At 65.7% G+C, this 23968-nt stretch carries 22 protein-coding genes and 1 tRNA gene; 5 read left to right on the forward strand and 18 right to left on the reverse strand.

Translation table 11 applies throughout. From position 1 onward, the window contains the following. Positions 1–114: 114 nt before the first annotated feature. Both ASD22_RS08450 and hppD read right to left on the reverse strand, forming a co-directional pair. Complete coding sequence (locus ASD22_RS08450) at positions 115–408, reverse strand: GIY-YIG nuclease family protein (RefSeq protein ID WP_056081751.1); 294 nt, start codon at positions 406–408, stop codon at positions 115–117. Positions 409–577: 169 nt separating this feature from the next. Next, entirely contained in the window at positions 578–1672 is a 1095-nt protein-coding gene (gene hppD, locus ASD22_RS08455; protein ID WP_056081754.1) for a 4-hydroxyphenylpyruvate dioxygenase, read from the reverse strand. Positions 1673–1799: 127 nt separating this feature from the next. On the opposite strand from hppD, the gene ASD22_RS08460 reads away from it, so the two are divergent. Next, positions 1800–2261 carry a MarR family transcriptional regulator gene (locus tag ASD22_RS08460; protein ID WP_007080440.1) on the forward strand — a complete coding sequence of 154 codons (462 nt, stop codon included), beginning with the start codon at positions 1800–1802 and terminating at the stop codon, positions 2259–2261. A 4-nt stretch (positions 2262–2265) separates the two neighbouring features. Here ASD22_RS08460 and ASD22_RS08465 read toward each other — a convergent pair whose 3' ends face one another. The 3 genes from ASD22_RS08465 to ASD22_RS08475 all read right to left on the reverse strand — a co-directional run bounded on the left by ASD22_RS08465 (position 2266) and on the right by ASD22_RS08475 (position 7971). After that, positions 2266–5088 (reverse strand): aconitate hydratase, encoded by a 2823-nt coding sequence (locus tag ASD22_RS08465; RefSeq protein WP_056084012.1) that lies wholly within the window; start codon positions 5086–5088, stop codon positions 2266–2268. A gap of 426 nt (positions 5089–5514) precedes the next feature. After that, positions 5515–7023: a peptide MFS transporter gene (locus ASD22_RS08470; protein ID WP_056084015.1), complete on the reverse strand. Its 1509-nt coding sequence runs from the start codon at positions 7021–7023 to the stop codon at positions 5515–5517. Between the two features lie 99 nt (positions 7024–7122). Then, entirely contained in the window at positions 7123–7971 is an 849-nt protein-coding gene (locus ASD22_RS08475) for a tryptophan 2,3-dioxygenase family protein (RefSeq protein ID WP_056081757.1), read from the reverse strand. 324 nt (positions 7972–8295) lie between these two features. On the opposite strand from ASD22_RS08475, the gene pdhA reads away from it, so the two are divergent. The 3 genes from pdhA to ASD22_RS08490 all read left to right on the forward strand — a co-directional run bounded on the left by pdhA (position 8296) and on the right by ASD22_RS08490 (position 11904). Then, on the forward strand, positions 8296–9381 hold the full coding sequence (pdhA, locus tag ASD22_RS08480) for a pyruvate dehydrogenase (acetyl-transferring) E1 component subunit alpha (RefSeq protein ID WP_056081760.1): 1086 nt from the start codon (positions 8296–8298) through the stop codon (positions 9379–9381). 1 nt (position 9382) lies between these two features. Continuing rightward, positions 9383–10363: an alpha-ketoacid dehydrogenase subunit beta gene (locus ASD22_RS08485; protein WP_056081762.1), complete on the forward strand. Its 981-nt coding sequence runs from the start codon at positions 9383–9385 to the stop codon at positions 10361–10363. A 113-nt stretch (positions 10364–10476) separates the two neighbouring features. Continuing rightward, positions 10477–11904, forward strand: a complete 1428-nt coding sequence (locus tag ASD22_RS08490) for a dihydrolipoamide acetyltransferase family protein (protein ID WP_056081765.1) — start codon at positions 10477–10479, stop codon at positions 11902–11904. A gap of 75 nt (positions 11905–11979) precedes the next feature. On the opposite strand, the gene ASD22_RS08495 is transcribed toward ASD22_RS08490, so the two are convergent. From ASD22_RS08495 to ASD22_RS08540, 10 genes are all read right to left on the reverse strand, one after another. After that, the gene (locus ASD22_RS08495; RefSeq protein ID WP_056081768.1) at positions 11980–12633 is read right to left on the reverse strand and encodes a DUF6348 family protein; all 654 of its coding nucleotides are present in this window, start codon (positions 12631–12633) and stop codon (positions 11980–11982) included. 87 nt (positions 12634–12720) lie between these two features. After that, entirely contained in the window at positions 12721–13230 is a 510-nt protein-coding gene (locus ASD22_RS08500) for a M48 family metallopeptidase (protein ID WP_056084018.1), read from the reverse strand. Positions 13231–13266: 36 nt separating this feature from the next. Next, positions 13267–15498 (reverse strand): DUF5916 domain-containing protein, encoded by a 2232-nt coding sequence (locus ASD22_RS08505; RefSeq protein ID WP_056081771.1) that lies wholly within the window; start codon positions 15496–15498, stop codon positions 13267–13269. A gap of 170 nt (positions 15499–15668) precedes the next feature. Then, complete coding sequence (locus ASD22_RS08510) at positions 15669–15992, reverse strand: hypothetical protein (RefSeq protein ID WP_056081774.1); 324 nt, start codon at positions 15990–15992, stop codon at positions 15669–15671. 32 nt (positions 15993–16024) lie between these two features. Beyond that, the gene (locus tag ASD22_RS08515) at positions 16025–17383 is read right to left on the reverse strand and encodes a tryptophan--tRNA ligase (protein ID WP_056081777.1); all 1359 of its coding nucleotides are present in this window, start codon (positions 17381–17383) and stop codon (positions 16025–16027) included. A gap of 40 nt (positions 17384–17423) precedes the next feature. Continuing rightward, positions 17424–18341, reverse strand: a complete 918-nt coding sequence (gene rocF / locus ASD22_RS08520) for an arginase (RefSeq protein ID WP_056081780.1) — start codon at positions 18339–18341, stop codon at positions 17424–17426. A gap of 109 nt (positions 18342–18450) precedes the next feature. Continuing rightward, a tRNA-Thr gene (locus ASD22_RS08525) sits at positions 18451–18526 on the reverse strand. A gap of 59 nt (positions 18527–18585) precedes the next feature. Next, positions 18586–19284: an SPOR domain-containing protein gene (locus ASD22_RS08530; RefSeq protein WP_056081783.1), complete on the reverse strand. Its 699-nt coding sequence runs from the start codon at positions 19282–19284 to the stop codon at positions 18586–18588. 38 nt (positions 19285–19322) lie between these two features. Continuing rightward, on the reverse strand, positions 19323–20060 hold the full coding sequence (locus ASD22_RS08535) for a type III pantothenate kinase (protein ID WP_056081786.1): 738 nt from the start codon (positions 20058–20060) through the stop codon (positions 19323–19325). After that, positions 20057–21028, reverse strand: a complete 972-nt coding sequence (locus ASD22_RS08540) for a biotin--[acetyl-CoA-carboxylase] ligase (RefSeq protein WP_056081789.1) — start codon at positions 21026–21028, stop codon at positions 20057–20059. Before ASD22_RS08540 ends, ASD22_RS08535 begins: the two co-directional genes overlap by 4 nt. Before the next feature lie 205 nt (positions 21029–21233). Here ASD22_RS08540 and ASD22_RS08545 point away from each other — a divergent pair, with 205 nt between their 5' ends. Further along, positions 21234–21551: a hypothetical protein gene (locus ASD22_RS08545; RefSeq protein WP_156458978.1), complete on the forward strand. Its 318-nt coding sequence runs from the start codon at positions 21234–21236 to the stop codon at positions 21549–21551. Positions 21552–21567: 16 nt separating this feature from the next. On the opposite strand, the gene ASD22_RS08550 is transcribed toward ASD22_RS08545, so the two are convergent. The 3 genes from ASD22_RS08550 to ASD22_RS08560 are packed head-to-tail and all read right to left on the reverse strand — an operon-like array spanning position 21568 to position 23955. After that, positions 21568–22983 (reverse strand): ATP-binding protein, encoded by a 1416-nt coding sequence (locus ASD22_RS08550; RefSeq protein WP_056081795.1) that lies wholly within the window; start codon positions 22981–22983, stop codon positions 21568–21570. Next, positions 22949–23641 carry a response regulator transcription factor gene (locus ASD22_RS08555; protein ID WP_056081797.1) on the reverse strand — a complete coding sequence of 231 codons (693 nt, stop codon included), beginning with the start codon at positions 23639–23641 and terminating at the stop codon, positions 22949–22951. Before ASD22_RS08555 ends, ASD22_RS08550 begins: the two co-directional genes overlap by 35 nt. Continuing rightward, on the reverse strand, positions 23641–23955 hold the full coding sequence (locus ASD22_RS08560) for a PepSY domain-containing protein (RefSeq protein WP_056081801.1): 315 nt from the start codon (positions 23953–23955) through the stop codon (positions 23641–23643). The genes ASD22_RS08555 and ASD22_RS08560 overlap by 1 nt, the downstream gene beginning before the upstream one ends. Positions 23956–23968: the final 13 nt, after the last annotated feature.

Consider the following 23968-nt stretch of genomic DNA (forward strand, 5'->3'; position numbering starts at 1 on the left):
TTCGACTTCGGCCCTGCGGGCCTACGCTCAGGGTGATCGGTGTGGTGCGGCTGTTGCTTTTCTGCCGTTCTCCCTGAGCGTAGGCCCGTAGGGCCGAAGTCGAAGGGCCGCCACCTAACGCTGATGCCTGTGTTTACCCTTGCCAAGGGCACCGATCTCCTTCCAGTCACCCGCCATGTACGCCAGCTTCTTCGCCCGACTCCAGCCTTTCAGCTTGCGCTCCATGGTCAGGGCTTCATAGCGCGTCTCGAAACCCTCAGCATGGATCAACTTCAATGGACGCCGAGTCGAGGTGTATGCGCAACCCTTGCCCTGATCGTGCTGCGACATCCGTTGATCGAGATTGTCGGTGTGACCGATGTAGAAGCTGCCGTCGGCGCATTCGAGGATATAGAAGGTGAATTCCATCTCTTTGGCTTCCTTGCCGTGTCAGTGATTCGCCAGCTTGCCCTTCGATTTCGCTGCTGAGGAGCTACGCTCAGGGGGATCGGTTTCTGGGACAACGGAATGTCTCCACACCGATCACCCTGAGCGTAGGCCCGCAGGGCCGAAGTCGAAGGGCCACGCGCCCCCGACCTTACAGCACCCCCCGCTTCATCTGATCCCGTTCGATGCTCTCGAACAGCGCCTGGAAATTGCCCTCGCCGAAACCCTCGTTGCCCTTGCGCTGGATGATCTCGAAGAAGATCGGGCCGATGCAGTTCTGGGTGAAGATCTGCAGCAGTTTGCGCTGGTGCGTTTCCGGGTCGGCGTCGATCAGGATCTTGTTGCGCGCCAGCCGCGGCACGTCCTCGCCATGGTTCGGCACCCGCTCGTCGATCACCTCGAAATACGCGTCCGGCGTGTCGAGGAATTCCACCCCGGCGGCGCGCATCTTTTCCACCGTGGCGTAGATATCGTCGGTGAAGCAGGCGATGTGCTGGATGCCCTCGCCCTTGTACGCATCGAGGTATTCGTTGATCTGGCTTTTCGGGTCGTCCGATTCGTTGAGCGGGATGCGCACGATGCCGTCGGGTGCGGTCATCGCCTTCGATACCAGGCCGGTCTTGGCGCCCTTGATGTCGAAGTAGCGGATCTCGCGGAAGTTGAACAGGCGCTCGTAGTAGTCCGACCACTTCTGCATGTTGCCGAAATACAGGTTGTGGGTCAGGTGGTCGATGAAGGTGAGGCCGAAGCCGGCCGGTTTCTGCGCCGCGCCCTCGATGGGTTGGTAATCACCGTCGTAGATGCTGCCCGCGTCGCCGTAGCGGTCCACCAGATACAGCATGCAATCGCCGATGCCCTTCACCACCGGTGCGTTCACCGCTCGGCTGTCGGCCTTCTCGGTGAACGCTTCGCCGCCATTGCCCAGCACGGCACGCAGCACCTCGGCGGCCGGTTTGCGGAAGCGGATGGCGAAGCCGCAGGCGCTGGGGCCATGCGCCTGCGCGAAGGCCACGGCGAAGGAGTCGGGGTCCTCGTTGACGAGGAAGTTCACGTCGTTCTGGCGATAGACGATAATCGGGCGGTGCTTGTGCCTGAGCACGGCGACGAAACCCATGCGCTGGAAAAGGGTATGCAGTTCGGCGGCGCGCCCGGGCGGCGCGGCAAATTCGACGAATTCGAAACCGTCGATACCCATCGGATTCTCGAACGTGGCGACCTGCATGCCGGGATCGGGCTTGGTGTTCATGGCACTCTCCGGTTCAACACGGGCGAATTGACTCTGAGCGCCGCAAGGATGCGCTGCCGCCCGCGAAAGGATTTGCATGCCAATGTTATAGTTACAACTGAAACCAGTTGCAAGGAGCACTGCCGCAGTGTCGACCGACCGCAAACGCATTCCCGCCAGCGCCGAGCACGCGCCGCTCGAACTGGAACACTTCCTGCCGTACCGGTTGTCGATCCTGTCCAACGCGATCAGCCAGTCGATTGCCGACGACTACCAGCGCCGCTACGACCTCAGCATGACCGAGTGGCGGGTGATGGCCGTACTGGCCCGCTTCGATGGTTTGTCCGCCCGCGAAGTGGCCGAGCGCACCCTGATGGACAAGGTGGCGGTGAGCCGCGCGCTGGCACGATTGGTGGAAGCGGGCCGCGTCACCCGCGCCACCCATGCGGGCGACAAGCGCCGCTCCGTGCTCGGCCTGTCCGAAGCCGGCTGGGCCCTGCACGATGAAGTGGCGCCGATGGCGCGTGCGCGCGAACGCGAAGTGCTGGCGAAACTGGATTTCGAGGAGCAGCACTGGCTGACGCGGATCATCGACAAACTGATGGTCTGACGGCTCACGTCCCGGCCGCGGCCGGCGCAGGGTCCAGCAGTTGGCGCAGCATGTAGGGCAGGATGCCGCCGTGACGGTAGTAGGCCGCCTCGGCGGGCGTGTCGATGCGAACGATGGCGTCGAACGCGACCTCCCTGCCCTGCGGATCGATGGCTTTTACCCGCACCTCGCGCGCCGGCGCCTCGCGCCCGGCCAGGCCGGCGATCTCGAACGTCTCATCGCCGGACAAACCCAGCGTGTCCGCGTTCTGGCCGTCATGGAACTGCAGCGGCAGCACGCCCATGCCGATCAGGTTGGAGCGGTGGATGCGCTCGTACGATTGCGCGATCACCGCACGCACGCCAAGCAACGCCGTGCCCTTCGCCGCCCAGTCACGCGACGAGCCGGAGCCGTATTCCTTGCCCGCCAGGATCACCAGCGGCGTGCCGGCGGCGATGTAGTTGACCGACGCGTCGAAGATCGTGCTCACCGGTGCACCCGGCCGGGTGAAGTCGCGGGTGACGCCGCCCTCGGTGCCCGGCGCCAGCTGATTGCGCAGGCGGATGTTGGCGAAGGTGCCGCGGATCATCACCTCGTGGTTGCCGCGACGCGAGCCGTAGGAGTTGAAATCCTTGCGCTCCACGCCGTGCGCGACGAGGTACTGCCCCGCCGGTGAATCGAGCTTGATCGCACCGGCCGGGCTGATGTGGTCGGTGGTCACCGAATCACCCAGCCGGGCCAGCACGCGCGCGCCGCGGATGTCGGTCAACGGCACCGGCTCGCGACCCACGCCATCGAAATACGGCGGTTGCCGCACGTAGGTGGAATCGGCATTCCACTGGAAGGCATTCCCTCCGGGCAGCGGCAGGCTGCGCCAGTTGTCGTCGCCGGCGAACACGTCGGCATAGCCACGGGCGAACATGTCCGCCTTCACGCAGCTGTCGATCACATCCTGGATCTCGCGGGTCGAAGGCCAGATGTCGCGCAGGTACACCGGCTTGCCATCACTACCGGTACCCAGCGCATCCCGCAGCAGGTTGACGTGCATCGTGCCGACCAGCGCGTAGGCCACCACCAGCATGGGTGACATGAGGAAATTCATCTGCGTCTGCGGATGGATGCGGCCCTCGAAATTGCGATTGCCGGAAAGCACCGAACACACATTGAGATCGTGCTCGGTCACCGCCGCCGCCACTTCGGGAATCAGCGGGCCGGAGTTGCCGATGCACGTGGTGCAGCCGTAGCCGACCAGGTTGAAGCCGAGCTGGTCCAGGTACGGCGTGAGCCCCGCGCGGTCGTAGTAATCGGTAACCACGCGCGAACCCGGCGCCAGCGAGGTTTTCACCCAGGGCTTGCGGCGCAGGCCTTTCTCGACCGCGCGTCTGGCCAGCAGGCCGGCACCGATCATCACCAGCGGGTTGGAGGTGTTGGTGCACGAGGTGATGGCGGCGATGACCACGTGACCGTTGTCGAGCCGCGCGCTGCCGCCGTTGGCCAGGGCCACGTCGACCGGTGCGTGTGGCCAGTCGTGCTTGAGGTCGCAATGGCCGGGCGAATGCGGCGCGTCGCTGGCGCTGCTGCGCACGATCGACACCGGGTCGCTGGCGGGAAACGATTCGTCGATCGCTTCGTCCAGACGGCCCTGAATGGCATTTTCGTACGTCTGCCCCGCCAGCAACGCGCCGACGGCGCCGGGCGCCACCCGCACGGGGATGCGGTCCTGTGGCCGCTTGGGGCCGGCAATGGACGGCTCCAGCGTGCCCAGATCCAGCTCCAGCGTCTGCGAGTAGTCGGCTTCCTGGCCGGGGTCGTGCCACAACCCCTGTGCCTTGGCGTAGGCCTCGACCAGGCGGACTTGCTGCTCCGAACGACCGGTCAGGCGCAGGTAGGCAAGCGTCTCGTCGTCGATCGGGAAGATCGCGCAGGTGGCGCCGTATTCCGGGCTCATGTTGCCCAGCGTGGCGCGGTTGGCCAGCGGGATGCGGGCCACTCCCGGTCCGTAGAAATCGACGAACTTGCCCACCACGCCGGTCTTGCGCAGCAGTTCGGCGACGGTCAGCACCAGGTCGGTGGCGGTGGTGCCGGGCGGAAATTCGCCAGTGAGCTTGATGCCGACCACCTGCGGAATCAGCATGCTCATCGGCTGGCCCAGCATGGCTGCCTCGGCCTCGATGCCACCCACGCCCCAGCCCAGCACGCCCAGCCCGTTGACCATCGGCGTGTGCGAGTCGGTGCCCACCAGCGTATCGGGATAGGCCTGCAGGCCGTCCGGCCCTTCGCGGGTGAACACCACGCGCGACAGGTATTCCAGGTTCACCTGATGGCAGATACCGGTGTCCGGCGGCACCACCTTGAAATTGTCGAACGCCTGCTGCGCCCAGCGCAGCATCTGGTAGCGCTCCACGTTGCGCTCGAACTCAAGCTGCGCATTGGCGGAAAAGGCGCCGTCGTGGCCGAAGGCATCGACGATGACGGAGTGATCGATCACCAGCTCGCTGGGCACCAACGGGTTGATCCGCTGCGGGTCGCCACCCAGCGCGATGATCGCGTCACGCATCGCCACCAGATCCACCACGCACGGCACGCCGGTGAAGTCCTGCATCAGCACGCGCGCCGGCGTGTACTGCACTTCCTTTTGATCGGTCGCCCCGGGTTGCCAATCCGCCAGCGACTGGATCTGCTCGCGCGTCACCAGACGGCCATCTTCATTGCGCAGCAGGTTTTCCAGCAGCACCTTGAGACTGTAGGGAAGTCGATGCGCAGTCTCGACCCGATCAAGCCGGTATATCTCGTAACCGGTACCGTCGACGACCCACTGGTCGCGCGCGCCGAAGCTGTCGCTGCTCATCGAAATCTCCTCATCGGGCTTGAACCAACCACTGCCACCCGCCTGCGGCGCCCCTGCCACAAGCGGGGTCAGCGAAATATCGGATGCATGCGGGTGAACACACCGATGGCCATCAATGCCACGCAGATAAGGACACCGCGACCAGCGCCGCAAACTTCAGGACGCGCAGGCCCGGTTTCATGTGCCGAACAACGCCGCCAGCGGCACCGCCATGGTCGCGGTCACCGCGGATCGCCCAGCTCAGGCAGCGCTGTCTACCCGGCCATCGTGGTCTGGGGAGGGTGAAACCGCGGTCAAGAAGCGCGGTTCCTGCATCGTCGACAATGTACCGGCCGGTCGCGCGCCCCAACCGGCGACAGGCCGCGTCACGCGCCACCCTCGCGCGCAATCACCAGTGATCGGTTACCGGGGAGAACTGCGGGGCACTCAGCGCACCCCGTGCATCAGCTTGTTGATCAGCGGGGCGATCAGGAACAACACCACGCCGCCGCCCAGCAGGATCCAGAAGCCCATGGTGTAACCGGACAGCGCCGATTCCACCGTCATGCCGGTCTCGCCGCTGACGTGGCCGGCAAACAGCCCGGCCAGGTTGTTGCCGATGGCGGTGGAGAGAAACCAGCCGCCCATCCCCAGGCCCACCAGCCGCAACGGCGCCAGCTTGGTCACCATCGACAGGCCGATCGGCGACAGGCACAACTCGCCGGCGGTCTGCAGCACGTAGCACAGCACCAGCGTCCATAGCGGGATCATGCCGTCGCTGCCGACCAGGTTGGACAACGCATACATCAGCACCGCAAAACCCAATGCGTTGCCGATCAGCCCCAGGCCGAACTTGCGCGGAATGGAGGGCTCGGCGCGACGCTTGTCCAACCATGCCCACACCAGCGTCACCAGCGGCGCCAGCAACACGATGGCCACCGGGTTCACCGACTGGAACCAGCCGATGGGGAAGTCCCAGCCGCCAAGGTTGCGGTCGACGATGTGCTGGGCCAGGAAGTTGAACGAACTGCCGGCCTGCTCGAAGAACATCCAGAACAGTACGTTGAAGGTGAAGATGATCAGCATCGCGATCACCCGCTGGATCTGCACGCGGCCGGTGCGGATCGCCTCGGCCACCAGCATCACCGCCACGCCCAGGAACAGCACCGTCAACAACCACTGCAGCACCACCGCGCCGGCACGATCCATCAGCAGGTACACCAGCGGAATGGCCACCAGCACGCCCAGCGCCACCCACACCACGCGCACGCGGCTGGCGATTTCCGGTGCCGGGCGGCCCACCATGCCGAGCTGGCGGCGACCAAACCAGAACCACACCAGGCTGATCAGCATGCCCACGCCCGAGGCGGCGAAGACCACGTGGTAGTTCTGGTGCCCCGGCGTGCCGAACACGCGCGTCGCCAGCAGGCTGGTCAGCACCGGCGCAATCAGCGCGCCCGCGTTGATGCCCATGTAGAACAACGTGAACCCGCGGTCGCGGCGCGAATCACCCGGCGCATACAGCTGGCCCACCATCGAGGAAATGTTCGGCTTGAACAGGCCGTTGCCCACGATGACCGTGGCCAGGCCGAACATGAACACCTGATGGTTCGGCACCATCACCATGAACAACCCTGCCGACATCACCACCGCGCCCAGCAGGATCGAACGCTGGTAGCCGATGATCTTGTCCGCCACGTAACCACCGAACACCGCGGTGGCGTACACCAGCGCCAGATAGGCGCCGTAAGTGCGACTGGCGGATGCCTGGCCCGCATCGTCACCGCCGTAGAACTGCGCCACGATGTACAGCGTGAGCGCCCAGCGCATGCCGTAGAACGCAAAGCGCTCCCAGAACTCGGACATGAACAGCATCCACAGCGGACGCGGGTGGCCGAGCATTTGTGGATAGGCCGGCACGCCGTTCGATGCCGCGTTGGTAGTGGCTGGAGTCATGGTTTCCGTACGCATCAATTCAATGGATGCGCGAAGGTGTACCTGCCCACCGCGCAAGCCGTCAAATGCGCCGCAACAAATCCGCGTCAGCCGATGGGATCAACTGCCAAGAATGGTGCGCACGTCCAGCAGCTCGGGGAAGAACTCCAGCTCCAGCGCTTTTTTCAGGAAACCCACGCCCGACGAGCCGCCGGTGCCGCGGCGGTGGCCGATGATGCGTTCCACCGTCTTCATGTGGCGGAAGCGCCACAGCTGGAAGCTTTCCTCCACATCCACCAGTTGTTCGCACATGTGGTATTCGGGCCAGAAATCGGCGCGATGCTCGTAGATGCGCTTGATCGCCGGCAACAGCGCCTCGCTGCGCTGGTACGGCTGGGCCCAGTCGCGCTGCAGCAGTTCCGCCGGCACGGCGTGGCCGCGACGCGACAGGTAGCGCAGGAATTCGTCGTACAGGCTCGGCGCCTCCAGGATCTCGCGAAGCGCGGCCTGGGCCACCGCATCGTGGGCAAACACGGCCAGCATCGCCGGCTGCTTGTTGCCCAGCAGGAATTCGATCTGCCGGTATTGCAGCGACTGGAAGCCCGACGACGGGCCCAGGGCGTGGCGGAACTCCAGGTACTCCGACGGCGTCAACGTCTCCAGCACCGCCCACTGCTCGAACAGCTGGCGCTGGATCTGCTTCACCCGGGCCAGCACCTTGAGGCAGGCATCGATCTGGTCATGCTGCAGGTGATCCACCGCGGCCTTCATCTCGTGGATCATGAGCTTCATCCACAGCTCCGCCACGTGGTGCTGCACGATGAACAACATCTCGTCGTGATAAGGCGGATCGCTCAACGGCCGCTGCGCCGACAACAGCGTGTCCAGCTGGAGGTAACCGCCGTACGTCATCCGCCCGTCGAGATCGGTCTGGATGCCCTCCTCAAGCTCACGCTGGTTGTCGCTCATGCCGATTCCATGCATTACAAAGCGGCCATGGTAACGGCTGCCCGGCGGTGCGGTCTTGACCTATGGCAGACGTATCGATCCGGGCGGGCAATTACAATGTTCGTTCCGCGCCCTGAGGAAGCGCCTGAAAACCTCCACACAACAGAGGCTTACACGATTTTCATACAGTGACCGATGTTGCGCTGTACCTTGCCGCCCCACGAACGGGCCTGTTATCAAGCGCGGTCTTGTCTGGGCGGTTTCGTGCGCCGGGATGATTTTTCAGCTGCCATGGCGCCATCCACCGCCTTTGTTCCCCCTAGATTCCCCACCTCGGAGCGAGTCGTGACTATCGCCGCCAAGTTTGAAATTGAATACCTGCAATACCTCGATGCCGAGGGCAAGCAGATCCGGGACGACCTGCCCGCGTTCGCCAATGACCTCGAGCACATGGTCGGGCTGTACAAGACCATGCTGTCCACCCGCGTGTTCGACGCCAAGTCGGTGGCGCTGCAGCGCACCGGCAAGCTGGGCACCTACGCCAGCTGCCTGGGCCATGAAGCAGCGCACGTGGGCGTCGGCAGCGCCATGAAGCCCGAAGACGTGCTGACCCTGAGCTATCGCGAATACGGCGCCCAGCTGTACCGCGGCGTGCAGCCGCGCGAGGTCTACATGTACTGGGGCGGCGACGAGCGCGGCAACGATTACCAGCGCGAGCCCGCCCGCCACGATTTCGCCTGGTCGGTGCCTATCGCCACCCAGTGCCTGCACGCGGCCGGCTCCGCGCTGGCGTTCAAGATCCGCAAGGAACCGCGCGTCGCCGTCTGCACGGTGGGTGATGGCGGTTCGTCGAAGGGCGATTTCTACGGCGCCATCAACATCGCCGGCGCGCAGAACCTGCCGATGGTGGCGGTGATCGTGAACAACCAGTGGGCGATCTCGGTACCGCGCCGGATCCAGTCCGGCGCCTCCACGCTGGCGCAGAAAGGCATCGCCGCGGGCCTCGACTGCATCCAGGTCGACGGCAACGACATCATCGCCGTGCGCAAGGCGATGGGCGACGCGCTGGACCGCGCCCGCAAGGGCGAAGGCGCCAGCGTGGTCGAGCTGGTCACCTACCGGCTGGGCGACCACACCACCGCGGACGACGCCCGCCGCTACCGCGGCGAGGATGAAGTGAAGGAAGCCTGGACCAAGGATCCGATGAAGCGCCTGCGCAACTGGCTGACCGCCAAAGGCGTGTGGGACGACGCGAAAGAGGAAGCCTGGAAAGCCGAATGCGATGAGTGGATGGACAACGAAGTGAACGCCTACCTGGAAACCCGCACCCAGCCGGTGACGGCGATGTTCGACTACATCTTCGCCGAGGTGCCCGCCGACCTGGCCAGGCAGCGCGACTATGTCCTTTCGCTCGAACAGAAGGGGCACTGAGATGGCACAGATCACACTGGTCGAAGCAGTCACCCAGGCACTGGCCTACGAGATGGCCCACGACGACAGCGTCGTGGTGCTGGGCGAGGACGTGGGCGTCAACGGCGGCGTGTTCCGCGCCACCCAGGGCCTGCAGGAAAAATTCGGCGAACTGCGCGTGCTGGACACGCCGCTGGACGAAGCCACCATCGCCGGCGTCACCGTGGGCCTGGCCGCCCAGGGCATGAAGGCCGTGGCCGAAGCGCAGTTCGAAGGCTTCATCTACCCGATGATGGAGCAGATCGCCTGCCACGCCGCACGCATGCGCAGCCGCACCCGCGGACGCATCACCGTGCCGGCGGTCTTCCGTGCGCCGTGGGGCGGCGGCATCCGCGCGCCGGAGCATCACTCCGAGGCCAACGAGCACCTGTTCACCAACATTCCCGGCCTGCGCGTGGTGCTGCCCTCCTCGCCCGCACGCGCCTATGGCCTGTTGCTGGCGGCGATCCGCGATCCCGATCCGGTGATCTTCTTCGAGCCCAAGCGCATCTACCGCCAGTACAAGGAAGAGGTGCCCGACGACGGCGAGGCGCTGCCGCTGGATGTGTGCTTCGTGCTGCGCGACGGCACCGACGTGACCCTGGTGACCTGGGGCTCGCAGGTGAAGGAATGCCTGGAAACCGCCGATGAACTGGCGGCCGAGGGTATCAGCGCCGAGGTGATCGACGTGGCCACGCTGACCCCGCTGGATTTCGACACCATCGCCGAATCGGTGCAGAAGACCGGCCGCTGCGTGATCGTGCACGAGGCACCGAAAACCGCCGGCTTCGGCGCCGAGATCGCCGCGCGGCTGTCCGAGGAATGCTTCTACGACCTGCTGGCCCCGGTCGAGCGCGTCACCGGCTACGACACCCACATCCCGCTGTTCCGCCTGGAAATGAAATACATGCCCAGCGTGGAACGCATCACCGCGGCAGTGAAGCGTACATTGGCGGTCAGCTGAGCTGACCGCCGGGAATCGGGAATAGAGAATGGGGAACAGGCAAAGCAAAATCGCGCTGCCAGCCCGCTCTTCCGATTCCCCATTCCCGATTCCCCATTCCCGGATGAAATCAAATGGCTGATCTCAAGACGTTCTACCTGCCCGACCTCGGTGAAGGCCTGCCCGATGCCACCGTGGTCGAGTGGCACGTGAAAGTGGGCGACAGCATCAAGCTGGATGCGCCGCTGTGCTCGATGGAAACCGCCAAGGCGATCGTCGACGTGCCCTCGCCCTACACCGGCAAGGTCACCAAATTGCACGGCGCCCCCGGCGACGTGATCGAGACCGGCGCCGCATTGGCCGAGTTCGAACCGGACCCCAACGCCAAGCAGCGCGCCGAAGCCGAATCCACCGGCCACCACCACGGCCCGCGCAAGAGCGTGGGCAGCCCGGCCCCGGACAATTCCCGGAAAGTGGTGGCGTCCGATGAAGGCGGCGAAGTCGCGGTGAAAGGCGTGGATCGCGAGGACGAAGGCACCGTGGTCGGCGCCATGGTCAGCGGCAACACCGTGCATGTGGAACAGGCCGCCTCGGTCGGCGGCGTGAAAGCCGTGCCGGCCGTGCGCGCGCTGGCGAAAAAGCTGAAGGTCGACCTGACCCGCGTGGCACCCAGCGGCGCCGACGGCGTAGTCACGCTGAAGGACGTGAAGAACGCGGCCGCCAACGGCAGCGCGCCCCTGCTCCCCTCTCCCTCCGGGAGAGGGGCTGGGGGAGAGGGTACGGCCGAAGCGCGGCGCTACGCTTCGCCCGAACCCTCATCCGCCCTGCGGGCACCTTCTCCCGAAGGGAGAAGGGAAGACCAGCGCGGCCCCGTTTCGCTCGCCGGCAAATCCGTCCGCACCGCACCGCCCTCGCAGCAGGCCAGCGGCCAGCCCGAGCAACTGAAGGGCGTGCGCCGCAACATGGCCCGCGTGATGGCGGACGCCCATGCGCAGGTCGTGCCCACCACCCTGGTCGACGACGCCGACCTGCACGCCTGGATCGGCAAGCAGGACATCACCGCGCGCCTGATCCGCGCCATCGTGGCCGCCTGCAAGAGCGTGCCCGCGCTCAACGCCTGGTTCGACGGCAAAAACCTCAGCCGCACCCAGCACCCCCACGTGGACATCGGCATTGCCGTGGACACCGACGACGGCCTGTTCGTGCCCGCGCTGCGCAATGCCGACGTGCTGGACGCCGCCGGCGTGCGCGCCGCGATCAAGCGCCTGCGCGCGCAAGTGGAAGATCGCTCGATCCCCTCGTCGGAACTGTCCGGCCACACCATCAGCCTGTCCAACTTCGGCATGTTCGCCGGCCGCTATGCCACCCCGGTAGTGGTGCCGCCGACCGTCGCCATCGTCGGCGCCGGCAAACTCAGCCACGACGTGGTCGCAGTGATCGGCGGCATCGAAGTACACCGGCGGATGCCGATCAGCCTGACCTTCGACCACCGCGCCGCCACCGGCGGTGAAGCCGCGCGTTTCCTCAAGGCACTGCTGGACGATCTGGCACAGCCGAACTGATCGGGCCGGCTATTGCGACGTTGAAACCCGGGCATCCCACGATGCCCGGGTTTCTTTCCTACAGAAATCGCGCAATCAATAGTCGCGCACGTCCAGCACGATGAAGCTGCGGGCGGTATAGGCAAGCTCGTCGGACGGCCACGCCAGTGTGGCCAGCGCTTGCGTGCCGGCGGTCCACGGCTCGTTGTCGAGCAGGGCCTCGCAGCGCACTTCGCCATCCCCCGTGCGGCGATAGGCCAGCCGCAACCAGTGCAGCTCGGGCTTCAACGCCTCGTTGTGCAGCGCGGCCTCCATCGCGGCGGGCACCTGGTCGAGCATCTCCATGTCGGTGATGTCCACGCCGCGCAGCGTGAACGGGCCGATGAACACATCCCAGGTGCGAACACCCATCTCCCAGGAGGTGATCTGCATACGGCGGCTGTCGGTGACGTACCAGCAGGCGGCCAGCAGTACATGGAACGCATCGCGTTCGAACCCTTGCAGCGCGTCGCGGCAACCAGCCTCACCGCCACCGAAGCCCGCGAAACTTTCCTCGATGCGGCGCTCCTCGCTCAGCACCACGTCCACGTCCAGCCGACCGGGTTCGCCGGCGACGCCTTCATGCCATTCGGCGCGGATCGCGGGGAAATCGTCGTCGGTGACCAGCCAGCCATCCTCGTCCGCCTCCAGCTCCACGCCGTGCTTCTCGAACAACCGCAACAGGTATTTTTGCAGCGCCGCACTTTCCATCGTCGTTCCGTTCGGTGGGTAAGGATTCCGCAGCCGTTCTCCCTGAGCGTAGCGCAGCGGAGTCGAAGGGCAATCACAGGGGAAAGCTCAGCGTTCGCCGCCCGACCCGGGCAGCTCGCGCCAGGTGAGGTAGATGCGCAAGTCCAGCTCGAGTTGGTGATAGTCCGGCAGCATGTAGGTGCACAACTGGTAGAACGCCTTGTTGTGGTCATGCTCTTTCAGGTGCGCCAGCTCGTGCACCACGATCATGTTGAGGAATTCCGGCGCGGCGGCCTTGAACACGCTGGCCACGCGGATCTCCTTTTTCGCCTTGAGCTTGCCGCCCTGCACGCGCGAGATCGCCGTGTGCAGGCCCAGCGCCCGCTGCACCACGTCGAGCTTGCTGTCGTACAGCACCTTGTCGATGCCGGGAGCGTTCCTCAAATGTTGCTGCTTCAATGCCGCCGTGTAGGCATACAACGCCTTGTCGCTCTGCACGTCGTGCCGGTCCGGGTAGCGCCGCGCCAGGTGCTCGCCCAGGCGCTGCTGCGCGATCAGCTCACGCACCTTGTCCTGCAGCGCGACGGGATAGGCCTGAAGGTATTTGAGGGGGATCATGCCGGCCATTCTCGCATTGCCGGATGTGGTGCGGCCTCAGATGTCGAAGCGATAGCTCAGCTTCACCAGCAGTTGCTCGTCGTCGCGCAGCGAGAAAGTGTTGCCGAAGACGCCGCCGGTGCGGTACGGGTAATCCTCATCCTGCGCGTAGCCGCCGCGGCCGTAGACCACGTACAGGTACGACAGCGGCGCCAGCTCGTAGCGATAGCGGATCTGCAAGCCCAGGTTGCGCACGCTGAAATCATCGACGTCCTCGGCGCTGGCCACGGCACGGCCGTCGCCACTCACGCGATACGCATCGCGCAGCCGCGCATCCAGACCGATCGCCTGCAGTTTCAGGCGCAGCTCCTGGCGGTCGTCGATACTCCAGTCGAAACCCGCGTTGAGCTGCAGCGTGTGCTGGTCGAAGCTGCCGATCAGGTTGTCGCGCTGCCATACCAGCCAGTCCGGCGTGTGCTCGAAATACGGCCCGGCGTAAATGCTGAAGGCGTCGCTGATGAAATAGGTGGGAATGAACTCGATGTCGTAGCCGAGCCGCCGGTTGCCACTGAGGCCCCCGCTGACCACTTCCGCCTCCAGCTCGAACGCCCAGTCGCCGTGGCGTGGGCTGCTGCGGTCGTAGGCCAGTGCCAGCGAGGGTGGCAGGAAAACGGCGCCATGGCCGCGCGTCAGCAGATCATCCCAGGCGGCCGTGTTGAGGTTGAGTTGCACATCCTCGGTGGCGCCGTTGCGCAGGTTGCTGGAGCGGCTGATGCGCAACTGGCGGCGCAGGCGCAGGCCGTGGTCGTTGTCCAACCCGTCGATACGGAAGTGCCAGTCGTGCGAGCTGTAAGCCGAATCGGGCGACAGGCTGGTATTGCGCTTGCGCACTTCCCAGTGGCCGTAGTTGAAATTGTTGCGCTCCAGGTAGCCGAAGTCGTTGACCTGCAGCTGATCGCCGAAATGCATGCCCAACCACTGCTGGCGCCAACCGTCGCCCATCTCGTAGTCGGCAAGCACGGTGCCGCCGCTGCCGCGGGTGTGCGTGCCGTGCTGCAGGATGTCGCTGGCCACCGCGTTGGTGGCCACGGTGAGCCGCGCCGTGGGTTGCCAGTGATGGTCGACGCCGACCACGGTGGCATGCCGGTCCAGCCAGGGGCGGTCGACGCTGGTCAGCATCGCGCCCAGGCTTTGCGTGCCGAAATCATGGGTGACGCGGGCGGCGCCGAAGAAACGGCCGGCCTCACCGTCCTCGTCCGCCGCGATCACGCCGTAACTGGTGCCGCCCACGCTGCCGTTGAGCTTGACCGCCGCGTTGATGTCGGCCGCGCCGTGGCCATCGTCGGCCAGCGCGCCGACGCGGCGGGTGTAGATCAGCTGGCTGTTGTCGTCCAGCAGGCTGAAATCGAAAATGCCCTGGTTCTCGGTGAAAAACGGCCGCTTGTCCCTGACATAGGTTTCGGTGGCGCCGAAATTCACCACCAGGTCGTCGCTTTCCACCTGGCCGAAATCCGGGTTCAACGCGGCGGTGAGCTGGAACTGCCCGCTGGGCTTCCACAGGATATCGGCGCCTTCCTGGAAGTGGCTGCGACCGCGCACGTTGTCGTACAGGCCGGACACGTACGGCGTCACCGCCAACAGCGACTGGCTGTAGGCCGGCACCTCCACGCGCTGGAACTCCGACAGGAACCGCGGCCGCTTGAAGCTGGCCGTGGGCCACGCGTCGCGCTCGCCGCTGGAGCCGGTGACGCGGTCGAGATAGATGCCCAGCGTGCGCTTGCCGTCGCGGCTGGCATGCATCGGCGCGATGTACCACGGAATCAGCATCTCCACCGTCCAGCCGGCGGCATCCTCGCTGACGGCGTGTTGCCAGTTGCTGTCCCAGTCCTTGTTGAAGTCGCTCTCGTTGGTGATCACGGCATCGTTGATGCCGCCGGTGGAACTGACCACGAAGTTGTAGCCGGTGCGGCCGGTGCCGTCGAAATCCACCATCAGGTTGACCCGATCGACCTGATCCTCGAAGTCGCGCTGCACGCGCTGCGGGGTGCGCGGCACGCCGGGTGGCTGGTCGCAACGAAACGCCACCGCCAGACCTTCGGGTGTGGCCAGCAGCCATGCCTCGGTGCGCAACGAGGCCGGTTCACCGGTCAGTGGCTGCACCTTGCGGAAATCAGTGATGTGCTGCGCGCCCTCCCATTCGGTTGCATCGATGCGGCCGTCGACATCCACCGCCAGAACTGGCGCGGATACGGCGGAAATGGCCATGGCGAACAGGCATGCAAGACGCATGTCGGGGATTCCGGAAGAAGGCGCTGGATTACGCGAAGGACGATGGCACAGCGGGGACGTGCTCACCGGTAGATGCACAGCATGCCCAAAGCGTTTGAGCGTCTCGACGGCCACAAGTCATGCGCCGTGCTCGCTGGCCGCCACTCCGCCCGCGGCCGCAAACCGGAGAATCAGCGGCGACGTCCCCAACACAGATGACGCCAGACCATCGCCACCGCCAACACTGCGGCGAACGCGCCGTAGCCATACAGCGCTGGCAGCACCTGTTGCCAGATGGCACCGCTGGCGCGGCCGAACCCGTCCACCGACGGCAACGCCGCGTGATCGAAACCGAGCAACGCACACTGCACCGCAGTAACCAGTGCCAGCAGCAAGGCCGCCACGTCGAACGTGCGCCGGCCCGCCGATCGCGGCAGGCTTTTCGGATATGCCCAGTAACCCCAGCACAGGATCAGCAAGGGGGGCGCAAGCAGCATCAGGGCCAGATAACGCATCGATCAGATACTCCACCGCACCATGCGGTATGTCATGCCTTGGTGGCCAGTTGGCCGAGCGCCTCGCGCAAGCGCAGCAGCGCCTCATCGCGGGCGGATGCGTCGGCGTAATCGGGGGTTTCCGCCACCGCCTCGCCATCCACGTCCAGCGTCATGCCCTGCTCCTTCATCTGCAGCACGGCCCCGGTGGCGCCAAGGCTGCCGATGCGCTTCTGCAAGGCGCCCGCTGCCTTCGGATCGGCGAACGCCATCGACAGCAGCAACTGCTCGCCATCAGCCGACAACAGGCGAAAGCGGAACTTGCCATCGGCATCGCGGAAACTGGCGAAGCGCGCCATTTTGCCCGCCCCGGCAACTTTCTTCGTGCTCGACGCACCGGACGCGGCGCTGGAACGCAAGCCCAACACTTCGCGCAACGCCGCCAGCTTGGGGGTGGCGATGGCGCGCGCCTTGGCGGCACCACGCAACAGGATCGTTTCGATGCCGGCCGGATCGGCCATCAGCGCCTCGTAGCGCTCGCGCATCGGCGCCACGTCGGTTTCGATCCGTTCGTACAACACCTGCTTGGCCTCGCCCCAGCCCAGCCCTGCTTCCAGCGCCTGGCGATAAGCGACCGTTTCGGACTCATTGGCGAACGCGCGAAACAGCGTGAACAAGGCGCTGCCGTCCGCATCCTTCGGCTCGCCCGGCGCGCGCGAGTCGGTGACGATGCGCATGATGGTGTCGCGCAGCGCTTTCTTGCCACCGGCGAACAGCGGAATGGTGTTGTCGTAGCTCTTGGACATCTTGCGGCCGTCGAGGCCGGGCAAGGTGGCCACCTGCTCGTCGATCTGCACCTGCGGCAGCACGAAGAACTCGCCGCCATGGAGATGGTTGAAGCGCTGTGCGATGTCGCGTGCCATCTCGATGTGCTGGATCTGGTCGCGCCCCACCGGCACCTGGTTGGCGTCGAACGCCAGGATGTCGGCCGCCATCAGCACCGGGTACATGTACAGGCCGGCGGTGATGCCCGCATCGGCGTCCTCGCCGGTTTCCGCATTGCGATCCACCGCCGCCTTGTACGCGTGCGCGCGGTTGAGCATGCCCTTGCTGGTGATGCAGGTGAGGAACCAGGTCAGCTCAGGAATCTCGGGGATGTCCGACTGCCGGTAGAACGTGGCTTTTTCCGGGTCCAGCCCCGCCGCCAGCCAGGTGGCGGCGATCTCCAGCCGCGAGCGTTCGATCCGCGCCGCGTCGCCGCTCTTGATCAGCGCGTGGTAATCGGCCATGAAGAAAAACGCGTCCACGCCCGGCTCGCGGCTGGCCGCGATGGCCGGGCGGATCGCACCCACGTAGTTGCCCAGGTGCGGAGTGCCGGTGGTGGTGATGCCGGTGAGGACTCGTGTGTTCATGCCGTGCTGCGCGGGGAAAACGCCAGTTTACGACATACCCTCAACCGCGCAGCAGGGTGGACTTGCCGAACATCGATTCCACCAGATCCACCGCCACTTTCGCCGTCTGGTTGCGCTTGTCGTAGGCGGGGTTCAACTCGACGATGTCCAGCGACGCCAGAGCGCCGGTGTCGGCGATCATCTCCATGCACAACTGCGCTTCGCGGTAATTGGGCCCGCCGCGCACGGTGGTGCCCACGCCGGGCGCGATGCTGGGATCGAGAAAGTCGACGTCGAAGCTGACGTGCAGGTGGGTGTTTTCATCCATGCCATCGAGCGCCTGCTCCATCACCCGGCGCATGCCGATCTCGTCGATCTGGCGCATGTCATGGATCGCCACGCACGCCTCGCGCACCAGCTTCTTCTCGCCCTCGTCGACCGAGCGGATGCCGACCTGGCGAAACACGGCGGGCGTCACCGCGGGAGTGGTGCCGCCGATGCCGGTCAGCACGTCCGGCCCGTAGCCGCACAGGCACGCCACCGGCATGCCATGGACATTGCCTGAGGGCGTGGCCTGGGCGGTGTTGAAATCGGTGTGCGCATCCAGCCACAGCACGCGCAGCGACTTGCCCTGCTCGCGGCAATGACGCGCCACGGCGCTGATCGAGCCGATGCCCAGGCAATGATCGCCGCCCAGCATGATCGGCAGCTTGCCGTTGGCAAGCTCCTCATAAATAGCCGTATGGACGGCCGTATTCCACGCCACCACTTCGGCCAGGTGACGATACCCATCCACCGGCGGCAGCCACGGATTGAACGGCCCTTGCAGATTGCCGCGATCGACCACCTGCAACCCCAGCTTCGTCAACTTCTCCGCGATCTGCGCCACCCGCAACGCCTCCGGGCCCATTGACGCACCGCGATGCCCGGCGCCGATGTCGGTCGGCACACCAATCAGGGAGAGGTTTTTACTGCTCATGCCAGCGGTCTCTTGGTAACGAATCAAGAACCAGTCTAGCGGCTCGACCTGCACGATTTGGTGACAGACCCGTTGCCGCGATAGGCAAAACGTGAGCGGTGTGGGAGTGTGGTGCCGGCACCAGGAGTCGAACCCGGGACCTACTGATTACAAATCAGTTGCTCTACCAACTGAGCTATGCCGGCGCACTGGCGGCGGATTCTAGCAGGCGGGGCTATTCCGGGCCATGTGCGAGCGGCTCGCTTCAGAAACAGGGGATGCGGCGGGAATCGATGCCGCGCGGCACGCGGCTGCGCCAGCGGGTACCGGCATCACCGGGCAGCACCAGGTCAAGCCAGTATTCGGCCACGGTTTCGCTGCGCTCGGTCACCTGGGCCGGGAAACCGGCGGCGATCACCTCGGCGCGGCGCTTGCGCGCATTCCCCTGATCCTTGAACAAGCCCAGCGAGATGGTGTTGGGCTGTTCACCGGAACTGACCACGAAATAGTCGTCGATGTGGTGCTCGGCCAGTTCGCGTGCCCGCGCCAGCGCCTGGGCGCGGGTGGCCATGGCGGGCAGATAAACCCACCAGCCATGCGATTGATTGACCTGCTCCTGCCGCGAGCGCATGCGCCGGGCCTGGGCCGAGAGGGCTTCCCGCGCCCGCCGCACATCCTCCGGCGTGGTGAACGGGCCCAGCGCCACGCACGATGGCGCGGGCGCCGGGCCTTCGATCTTCGCCGCGACCACCGGTTGGGGCGCGGAAGCCGGAGGTGCGGTGGGAGCCGGATCAGGCACGGTCGCGGGTGCGGCCGGTTCGGGCAATTCGGACAGCAGGCGCAGCTCGGGCACGCCCGGATCGGTGGTCATGCCGGTGCGCGAATAAGGCTGGCCCAGCAGCAGCCACGCGCCCACGGCAATGTTGAGGGCGATCAGCAAGACGAACATCAAACGCAGAAACATCGAACCCCCGTACCCGTGCCTAGCGCATTCACCGGATGCTACTCGTCCGCATCGGCCCACAACGCCAGGCCGCGCAACACCGCATTGTGGGTGACCTGCGCCGGCATGGACAGCAGCGGCACCAGTTGCTCCGCGTCGCCGCCGCTGAGGCACAGCGTGGGGCGCGCACCAAGGTCATCGGTCGACTGTCCGACAAAACGTTCGATCAGCGCCACCGCCGCCAGCCAGCAACCGGACACCACCGCGTCGGTGGTGTTGTCCGCCCGCTCCTGGACCCGGCCCGCCGCATCCATCCGCACCTGCGCGGTGGCGCTGAGCAGGGTCTGCTGCATCAGCATCGGTCCGGGTGCGATCAAGCCCCCCAAGTGACGACCGTCGGTCGCCAGCGCATCCAGGGTCAACGCCGTACCCACGCCGACCAGCACGTGCGGCCCGCCACCATGCGCGTGCGCCGCGACCATCGTCAGGAAGCGGTCCACGCCCAGCCGCTGCGGCTCGGCATACGCATTGCGCACGCCGCAGGCCGCCGCGGGCGAACGTCGCCAGTCGATCGGCTGCGCACACAGCCGCATGACGATCGCGGCAATCAGGGCTTCACGAGTGGAATCCACGACCGAAGCGGCCAGCACGATGTCGGGGCGCGGCCACGACGTCAGTCCTTCGGTCAGCGCCGCGTCGAGGTCCTCGTTCCAACCCACGGCGCCGTGCGCCAGCCAGCGGTCCGACGTCAGCGCCCATTTCAGGCGGGTGTTGCCCAGATCCAGCAGCAGTTTCATGCGCGGCGCACCGAGACGTCGGCGCTGTCGACCTTGCGCCTTTCGCCATCCGGCAGGCGCACCAGCAGGGCGCCGCGGCTGTCCACGCCGTCACCGGTGCCTTCGAATTCCCCTTGGCCACCGCTGACGGTGAGCGGCTGTCCACGCAGCAGGTCGTAACGCGCGTAATCCGCGGCGAAGGCGTCAAAACCATCGCGCTCGAACGCTTGCAGACCGTCGATCAATGCCCCGACCAGCGCGGCGGCCACGCGGTTGCGATCCGGCGGTGTTCCATCAGCCAATGCAGCGAGATCGCATACCGGCTGTCCCGCCTGCTCGCGCAATTGCGGCGTCAGACGCACGTTGAGACCTACGCCGATCACCGCCGCACACGGCCCCTGGTATTCCCCGCTCAGTTCCACCAACACACCGGCGAGCTTGCCTTTCGTGGCGAGCACGTCGTTGGGCCATTTCAGCCCGGCCCCCGCGATGCCCAGTTGCTCCAGCGCGCGCAGCACCATCACGCCGATGGCGAGGGAAAGGCCGGACAAGGCGGCGAAACCGGCATCGAAACGCTTCAGGCAGGACAGATGGATGTTGAGCCCGGGCGGCGACAGCCAGGTACGCCCGCGGCGTCCGCGCCCTGCGCTCTGGGTTTCGGCAAACACCATGCTGAGGTCCGCGGCGGCAGCGATGTGCCGCTGCAATTCGCTGGAGGTGGAATCGAGTTGCCAGTGCACCTCAAGCCCGCCCAGGGCGGCAACATGATCGGCGCTCAGCGAGGCACGAATGCGCGCGGCATCCAACACCTGCAGCGGCCACGGCACCTTGTAACCGGCGCCGCCCGATTCCACCGGCAAGCCGAGCGCACGCAGGGTTTCGATCTGCTTCCAGATGGCCGCACGGGTCAATCCGGCCCGCGCCGCCAATTCCACGCCAGACACCGTCTCCCCGCTGGCCAACAGCGGCAGCAACGCCTCGATCGCCATCAGAAACCGCCGCTCGTGGCGGCGCGGGGGCAGCGGGATCGGGGAGAAACGGAGAGAGAAATGCACATTGCGCAAATAGTAACGGGACAGTTCAGGGAGCGGCAGATCCAGTTGTTAAAACCAAGTTATTCAAGGCACTGGCACTGTCCGAACATTTCTGACACGATCCCGGACCTTCGCATGCGGATCAAGGATTTGAGTCGCCATGAATGTAAAACATTGGTTCATTGGCTGTGTTGTGGGCTTGGCGGGCGTAGCCGCCACGCTGACCGTGCACGCCAATCAGGCCGACCCCACCACCAGCGCGCGCATGTCCCCTGACCGTGGGGCGCGCATCGTGGCGGACACCGATGGCGCCTGCCCCGCGCGCGAATGCCCGACGACGGACGAAGCCGCCGCAAGCGATGCAAGCCGGCCGGATACGCGCAGCAACCGTTCGGGCGGGGGATCGGCCACGCCATCCACTTCCGGCCGTCGTTCGCACCTGGGTTGGCAGTCGTTGCTGCCGGGCTCGATCCAGTAACCGAAAGCCGCCGCGCTCAGGCGTGGGTCAACTTCACGCAGAAGCGGGCACCGCCGAATTCCGGCGAGCGGTCCACGCCCAACTCGCCGCGATAAGCCCGCACGATGTCCTGCACGATGGACAGCCCGATGCCATGGCCCTGCACTCTCTCGTCGCCGCGCACGCCACGCTGCAAGACCTTGTCGATCTTGTCTTCCTCGATGCCGGGGCCGTCGTCTTCCACGCTCAGCACCAGGTTCGGCCGCAGGCGACCGGGCTGCGGCTCTGATTTCACCACCAGCAACACATGGTGGTTAGCCCACTTGAAGGCGTTCTCCAGCAGGTTGCCGAGCAACTCCAGCAGGTCGCCCTGCTCGCCGTAGAACACGGCGCCTTCGTCGATATCGAATTCGCACAAGACGTTCTTGGCGGCGTAGACCTTTTCCAGGCTTTGCACCAGATCCTCGGCGTGGCCGGCGATCGGCACCGCACTGGCGAACGTCTGGCGACCGGAGGTGGCCGCGCGGGACAACTGGTAGGCCACCAGCTCGTCCATCCGGCGCACCTGGTCGAGCACCGCGCTGCGCCGCTCCTCTTCCTCGCCGGTGGTTTCCAGTTGCGAACGGATCACCGCCAGCGGCGTCTTCAGGCTGTGCGCCAGGTCGGCCAGGGTGTGCCGATAGCGCGTGCGCTGCTCGCGCTCGTTGTCGATGAAGGCGTTGATGCGGTGTGTGAGGCCAGTCAACTCCAGCGGATACTGGCTGTCCAGGTGTTCGCTGTCGCCGCGCTCGACCCGGCTCATGTCGTTGGCCACCTTGCGCAGCGGGGTGAGGCTCCAGCGCAGCAACAGCATCTGCAGCACGATCAGCATCACGCCCAGGATCGCCAGCCACATCACCAGGGTGCGCCGGTACACCGCGTTCTCGCCTTCGAACTGATCCTCCGTCTGCGCCACCATGAAGGTGAGCTTGACCGAGCGGTTGTCCGAGCTGTCGAAGGCCACGCCGTAAGCGTAGTAATAGAGCCGGCCCATGCGGGTATCGACGGGGCCCACGAACTGGCTTTCGCCCGGCTGCAGCGGCTTCAGGAAATGGAAATCACGGCCGATCGCCGACGAGGACTCCCAGTGGTAGCCACGCTCGCCCAGCGCCATCGCGTACAGGCCGGAGCCGGGCCGCATGAAATTGGGGTCGGGCGGGGAATCGGGCAGCAACACCTTGCCGTACCGGGTCACCTCGGTGCCGGCCAGGTAGGCGATCACGAAATTCTGCAGCCGATCCTGCAGGCTGCTGCGCGCGGCCCGGTATTGGGCCTGCGACAGGGTCAGCCCGACGATGCCCAGGAACGCCGCCAGCGCAAAGCCGGTGGCGATCGCCGCGCGCGCCGCCAGCGACAGCGGGCGGCGCGGCGGTACCGGGTTACTCGTCGTCGCCGTCGGTGCGCGGGATGGCAAAGCGATATCCGCGTCCACGTACCGTCTCGATGGGTTTGAGGGTGCCTTCCGGGTCCAGCTTGCGGCGCAGGCGGCCGATGAACACTTCCAGCACGTTCGAGTCGCGGTCGAAATCCTGCTGGTAGATGTGCTCGGTGAGGTCGGCCTTGGAAACCAGCTCACCCGCATGCAGCATCAGGTATTCCAGCACCTTGTATTCGTAGCTGGTCAAATCCACCAGCTTGCTTTCCACCGACACCGTCTGGGCCGTGGTGTCGAGCTTGATCACGCCGCAGGCCAGTACCGGCTTGGACCAGCCGCTGGCGCGACGCACCAGCGCATTGATGCGCGCCAGCAGTTCCTCGACGTGGAACGGCTTGACCAAGTAGTCGTCGGCGCCGTGCTTCAGCCCCTCGACCTTGTCCTGCCAGCTGCCCCGCGCGGTGAGGATCAGGATGGGATAACGCTGGCCGTGCTCGCGCAACGCCTTGACCAGCTCCATGCCCGACATCTTGGGCAGGCCCAGGTCGATGATCGCCAGGTCGAACGGCACCTCCCGCCCCAGGTAGATGCCCTCTTCGCCGTCCTGCGCCGCGTCAACCGCAAAACCGTCCCGCTTCAGGCGGGCCGCCAGCGTCTCGCGCAATGGCGCCTCGTCCTCCACCAACAGGATGCGCATCAGTGTTTCTCCTTGCTGCCTCCGGCCTTGCCGGACGAACTTCTGGTTGACCGGGTCGAGCCCGGTGTCTTTCCCGTTTCCGACGATACCGCGACCACCCGCACATGTCCTTCCGGCGTGAGCACCTTGATGCGGTACTCCAGGCGCCGGCCGAGGCGATGCGGCTCGGCCGACAATACCTTGCCGCCGGTATCGCTCTGCACCTGCCTCACCGCCTGGTCCAGCGTCACCGCCGGCGTCACCGGTGGCTCGGCCATGGCCGCGAAGGCCCACATCAGCAGCGCCGTCAGCGCCACGCTCCTGCCCATGTTCATTCTCAACCGCCCG

Source organism: Rhodanobacter sp. Root480 (assembly GCF_001426645.1).
GTDB classification, from domain to species: domain Bacteria; phylum Pseudomonadota; class Gammaproteobacteria; order Xanthomonadales; family Rhodanobacteraceae; genus Rhodanobacter; species Rhodanobacter ginsenosidimutans.

Bases quoted from the DNA above. Each gene is read 5' to 3' on its own strand.
- ASD22_RS08450 (WP_056081751.1), bottom strand. From the start codon at position 408: ATGGAATTCACCTTCTATATCCTCGAATGCGCCGACGGCAGCTTCTAC.
- hppD (WP_056081754.1), bottom strand. From the start codon at position 1,672: ATGAACACCAAGCCCGATCCCGGCATGCAGGTCGCCACGTTCGAGAAT.
- ASD22_RS08465 (WP_056084012.1), bottom strand. From the start codon at position 5,088: ATGAGCAGCGACAGCTTCGGCGCGCGCGACCAGTGGGTCGTCGACGGT.
- ASD22_RS08470 (WP_056084015.1), bottom strand. From the start codon at position 7,023: ATGACTCCAGCCACTACCAACGCGGCATCGAACGGCGTGCCGGCCTAT.
- ASD22_RS08475 (WP_056081757.1), bottom strand. From the start codon at position 7,971: ATGAGCGACAACCAGCGTGAGCTTGAGGAGGGCATCCAGACCGATCTC.
- ASD22_RS08485 (WP_056081762.1), top strand. From the start codon at position 9,383: ATGGCACAGATCACACTGGTCGAAGCAGTCACCCAGGCACTGGCCTAC.
- ASD22_RS08490 (WP_056081765.1), top strand. From the start codon at position 10,477: ATGGCTGATCTCAAGACGTTCTACCTGCCCGACCTCGGTGAAGGCCTG.
- ASD22_RS08495 (WP_056081768.1), bottom strand. From the start codon at position 12,633: ATGGAAAGTGCGGCGCTGCAAAAATACCTGTTGCGGTTGTTCGAGAAG.
- ASD22_RS08500 (WP_056084018.1), bottom strand. From the start codon at position 13,230: ATGATCCCCCTCAAATACCTTCAGGCCTATCCCGTCGCGCTGCAGGAC.
- ASD22_RS08505 (WP_056081771.1), bottom strand. From the start codon at position 15,498: ATGCGTCTTGCATGCCTGTTCGCCATGGCCATTTCCGCCGTATCCGCG.
- ASD22_RS08510 (WP_056081774.1), bottom strand. From the start codon at position 15,992: ATGCGTTATCTGGCCCTGATGCTGCTTGCGCCCCCCTTGCTGATCCTG.
- ASD22_RS08515 (WP_056081777.1), bottom strand. From the start codon at position 17,383: ATGAACACACGAGTCCTCACCGGCATCACCACCACCGGCACTCCGCAC.
- rocF (WP_056081780.1), bottom strand. From the start codon at position 18,341: ATGAGCAGTAAAAACCTCTCCCTGATTGGTGTGCCGACCGACATCGGC.
- ASD22_RS08530 (WP_056081783.1), bottom strand. From the start codon at position 19,284: ATGTTTCTGCGTTTGATGTTCGTCTTGCTGATCGCCCTCAACATTGCC.
- ASD22_RS08535 (WP_056081786.1), bottom strand. From the start codon at position 20,060: ATGAAACTGCTGCTGGATCTGGGCAACACCCGCCTGAAATGGGCGCTG.
- ASD22_RS08540 (WP_056081789.1), bottom strand. From the start codon at position 21,028: ATGGCGATCGAGGCGTTGCTGCCGCTGTTGGCCAGCGGGGAGACGGTG.
- ASD22_RS08545 (WP_156458978.1), top strand. From the start codon at position 21,234: ATGAATGTAAAACATTGGTTCATTGGCTGTGTTGTGGGCTTGGCGGGC.
- ASD22_RS08555 (WP_056081797.1), bottom strand. From the start codon at position 23,641: ATGCGCATCCTGTTGGTGGAGGACGAGGCGCCATTGCGCGAGACGCTG.
- ASD22_RS08560 (WP_056081801.1), bottom strand. From the start codon at position 23,955: ATGAACATGGGCAGGAGCGTGGCGCTGACGGCGCTGCTGATGTGGGCC.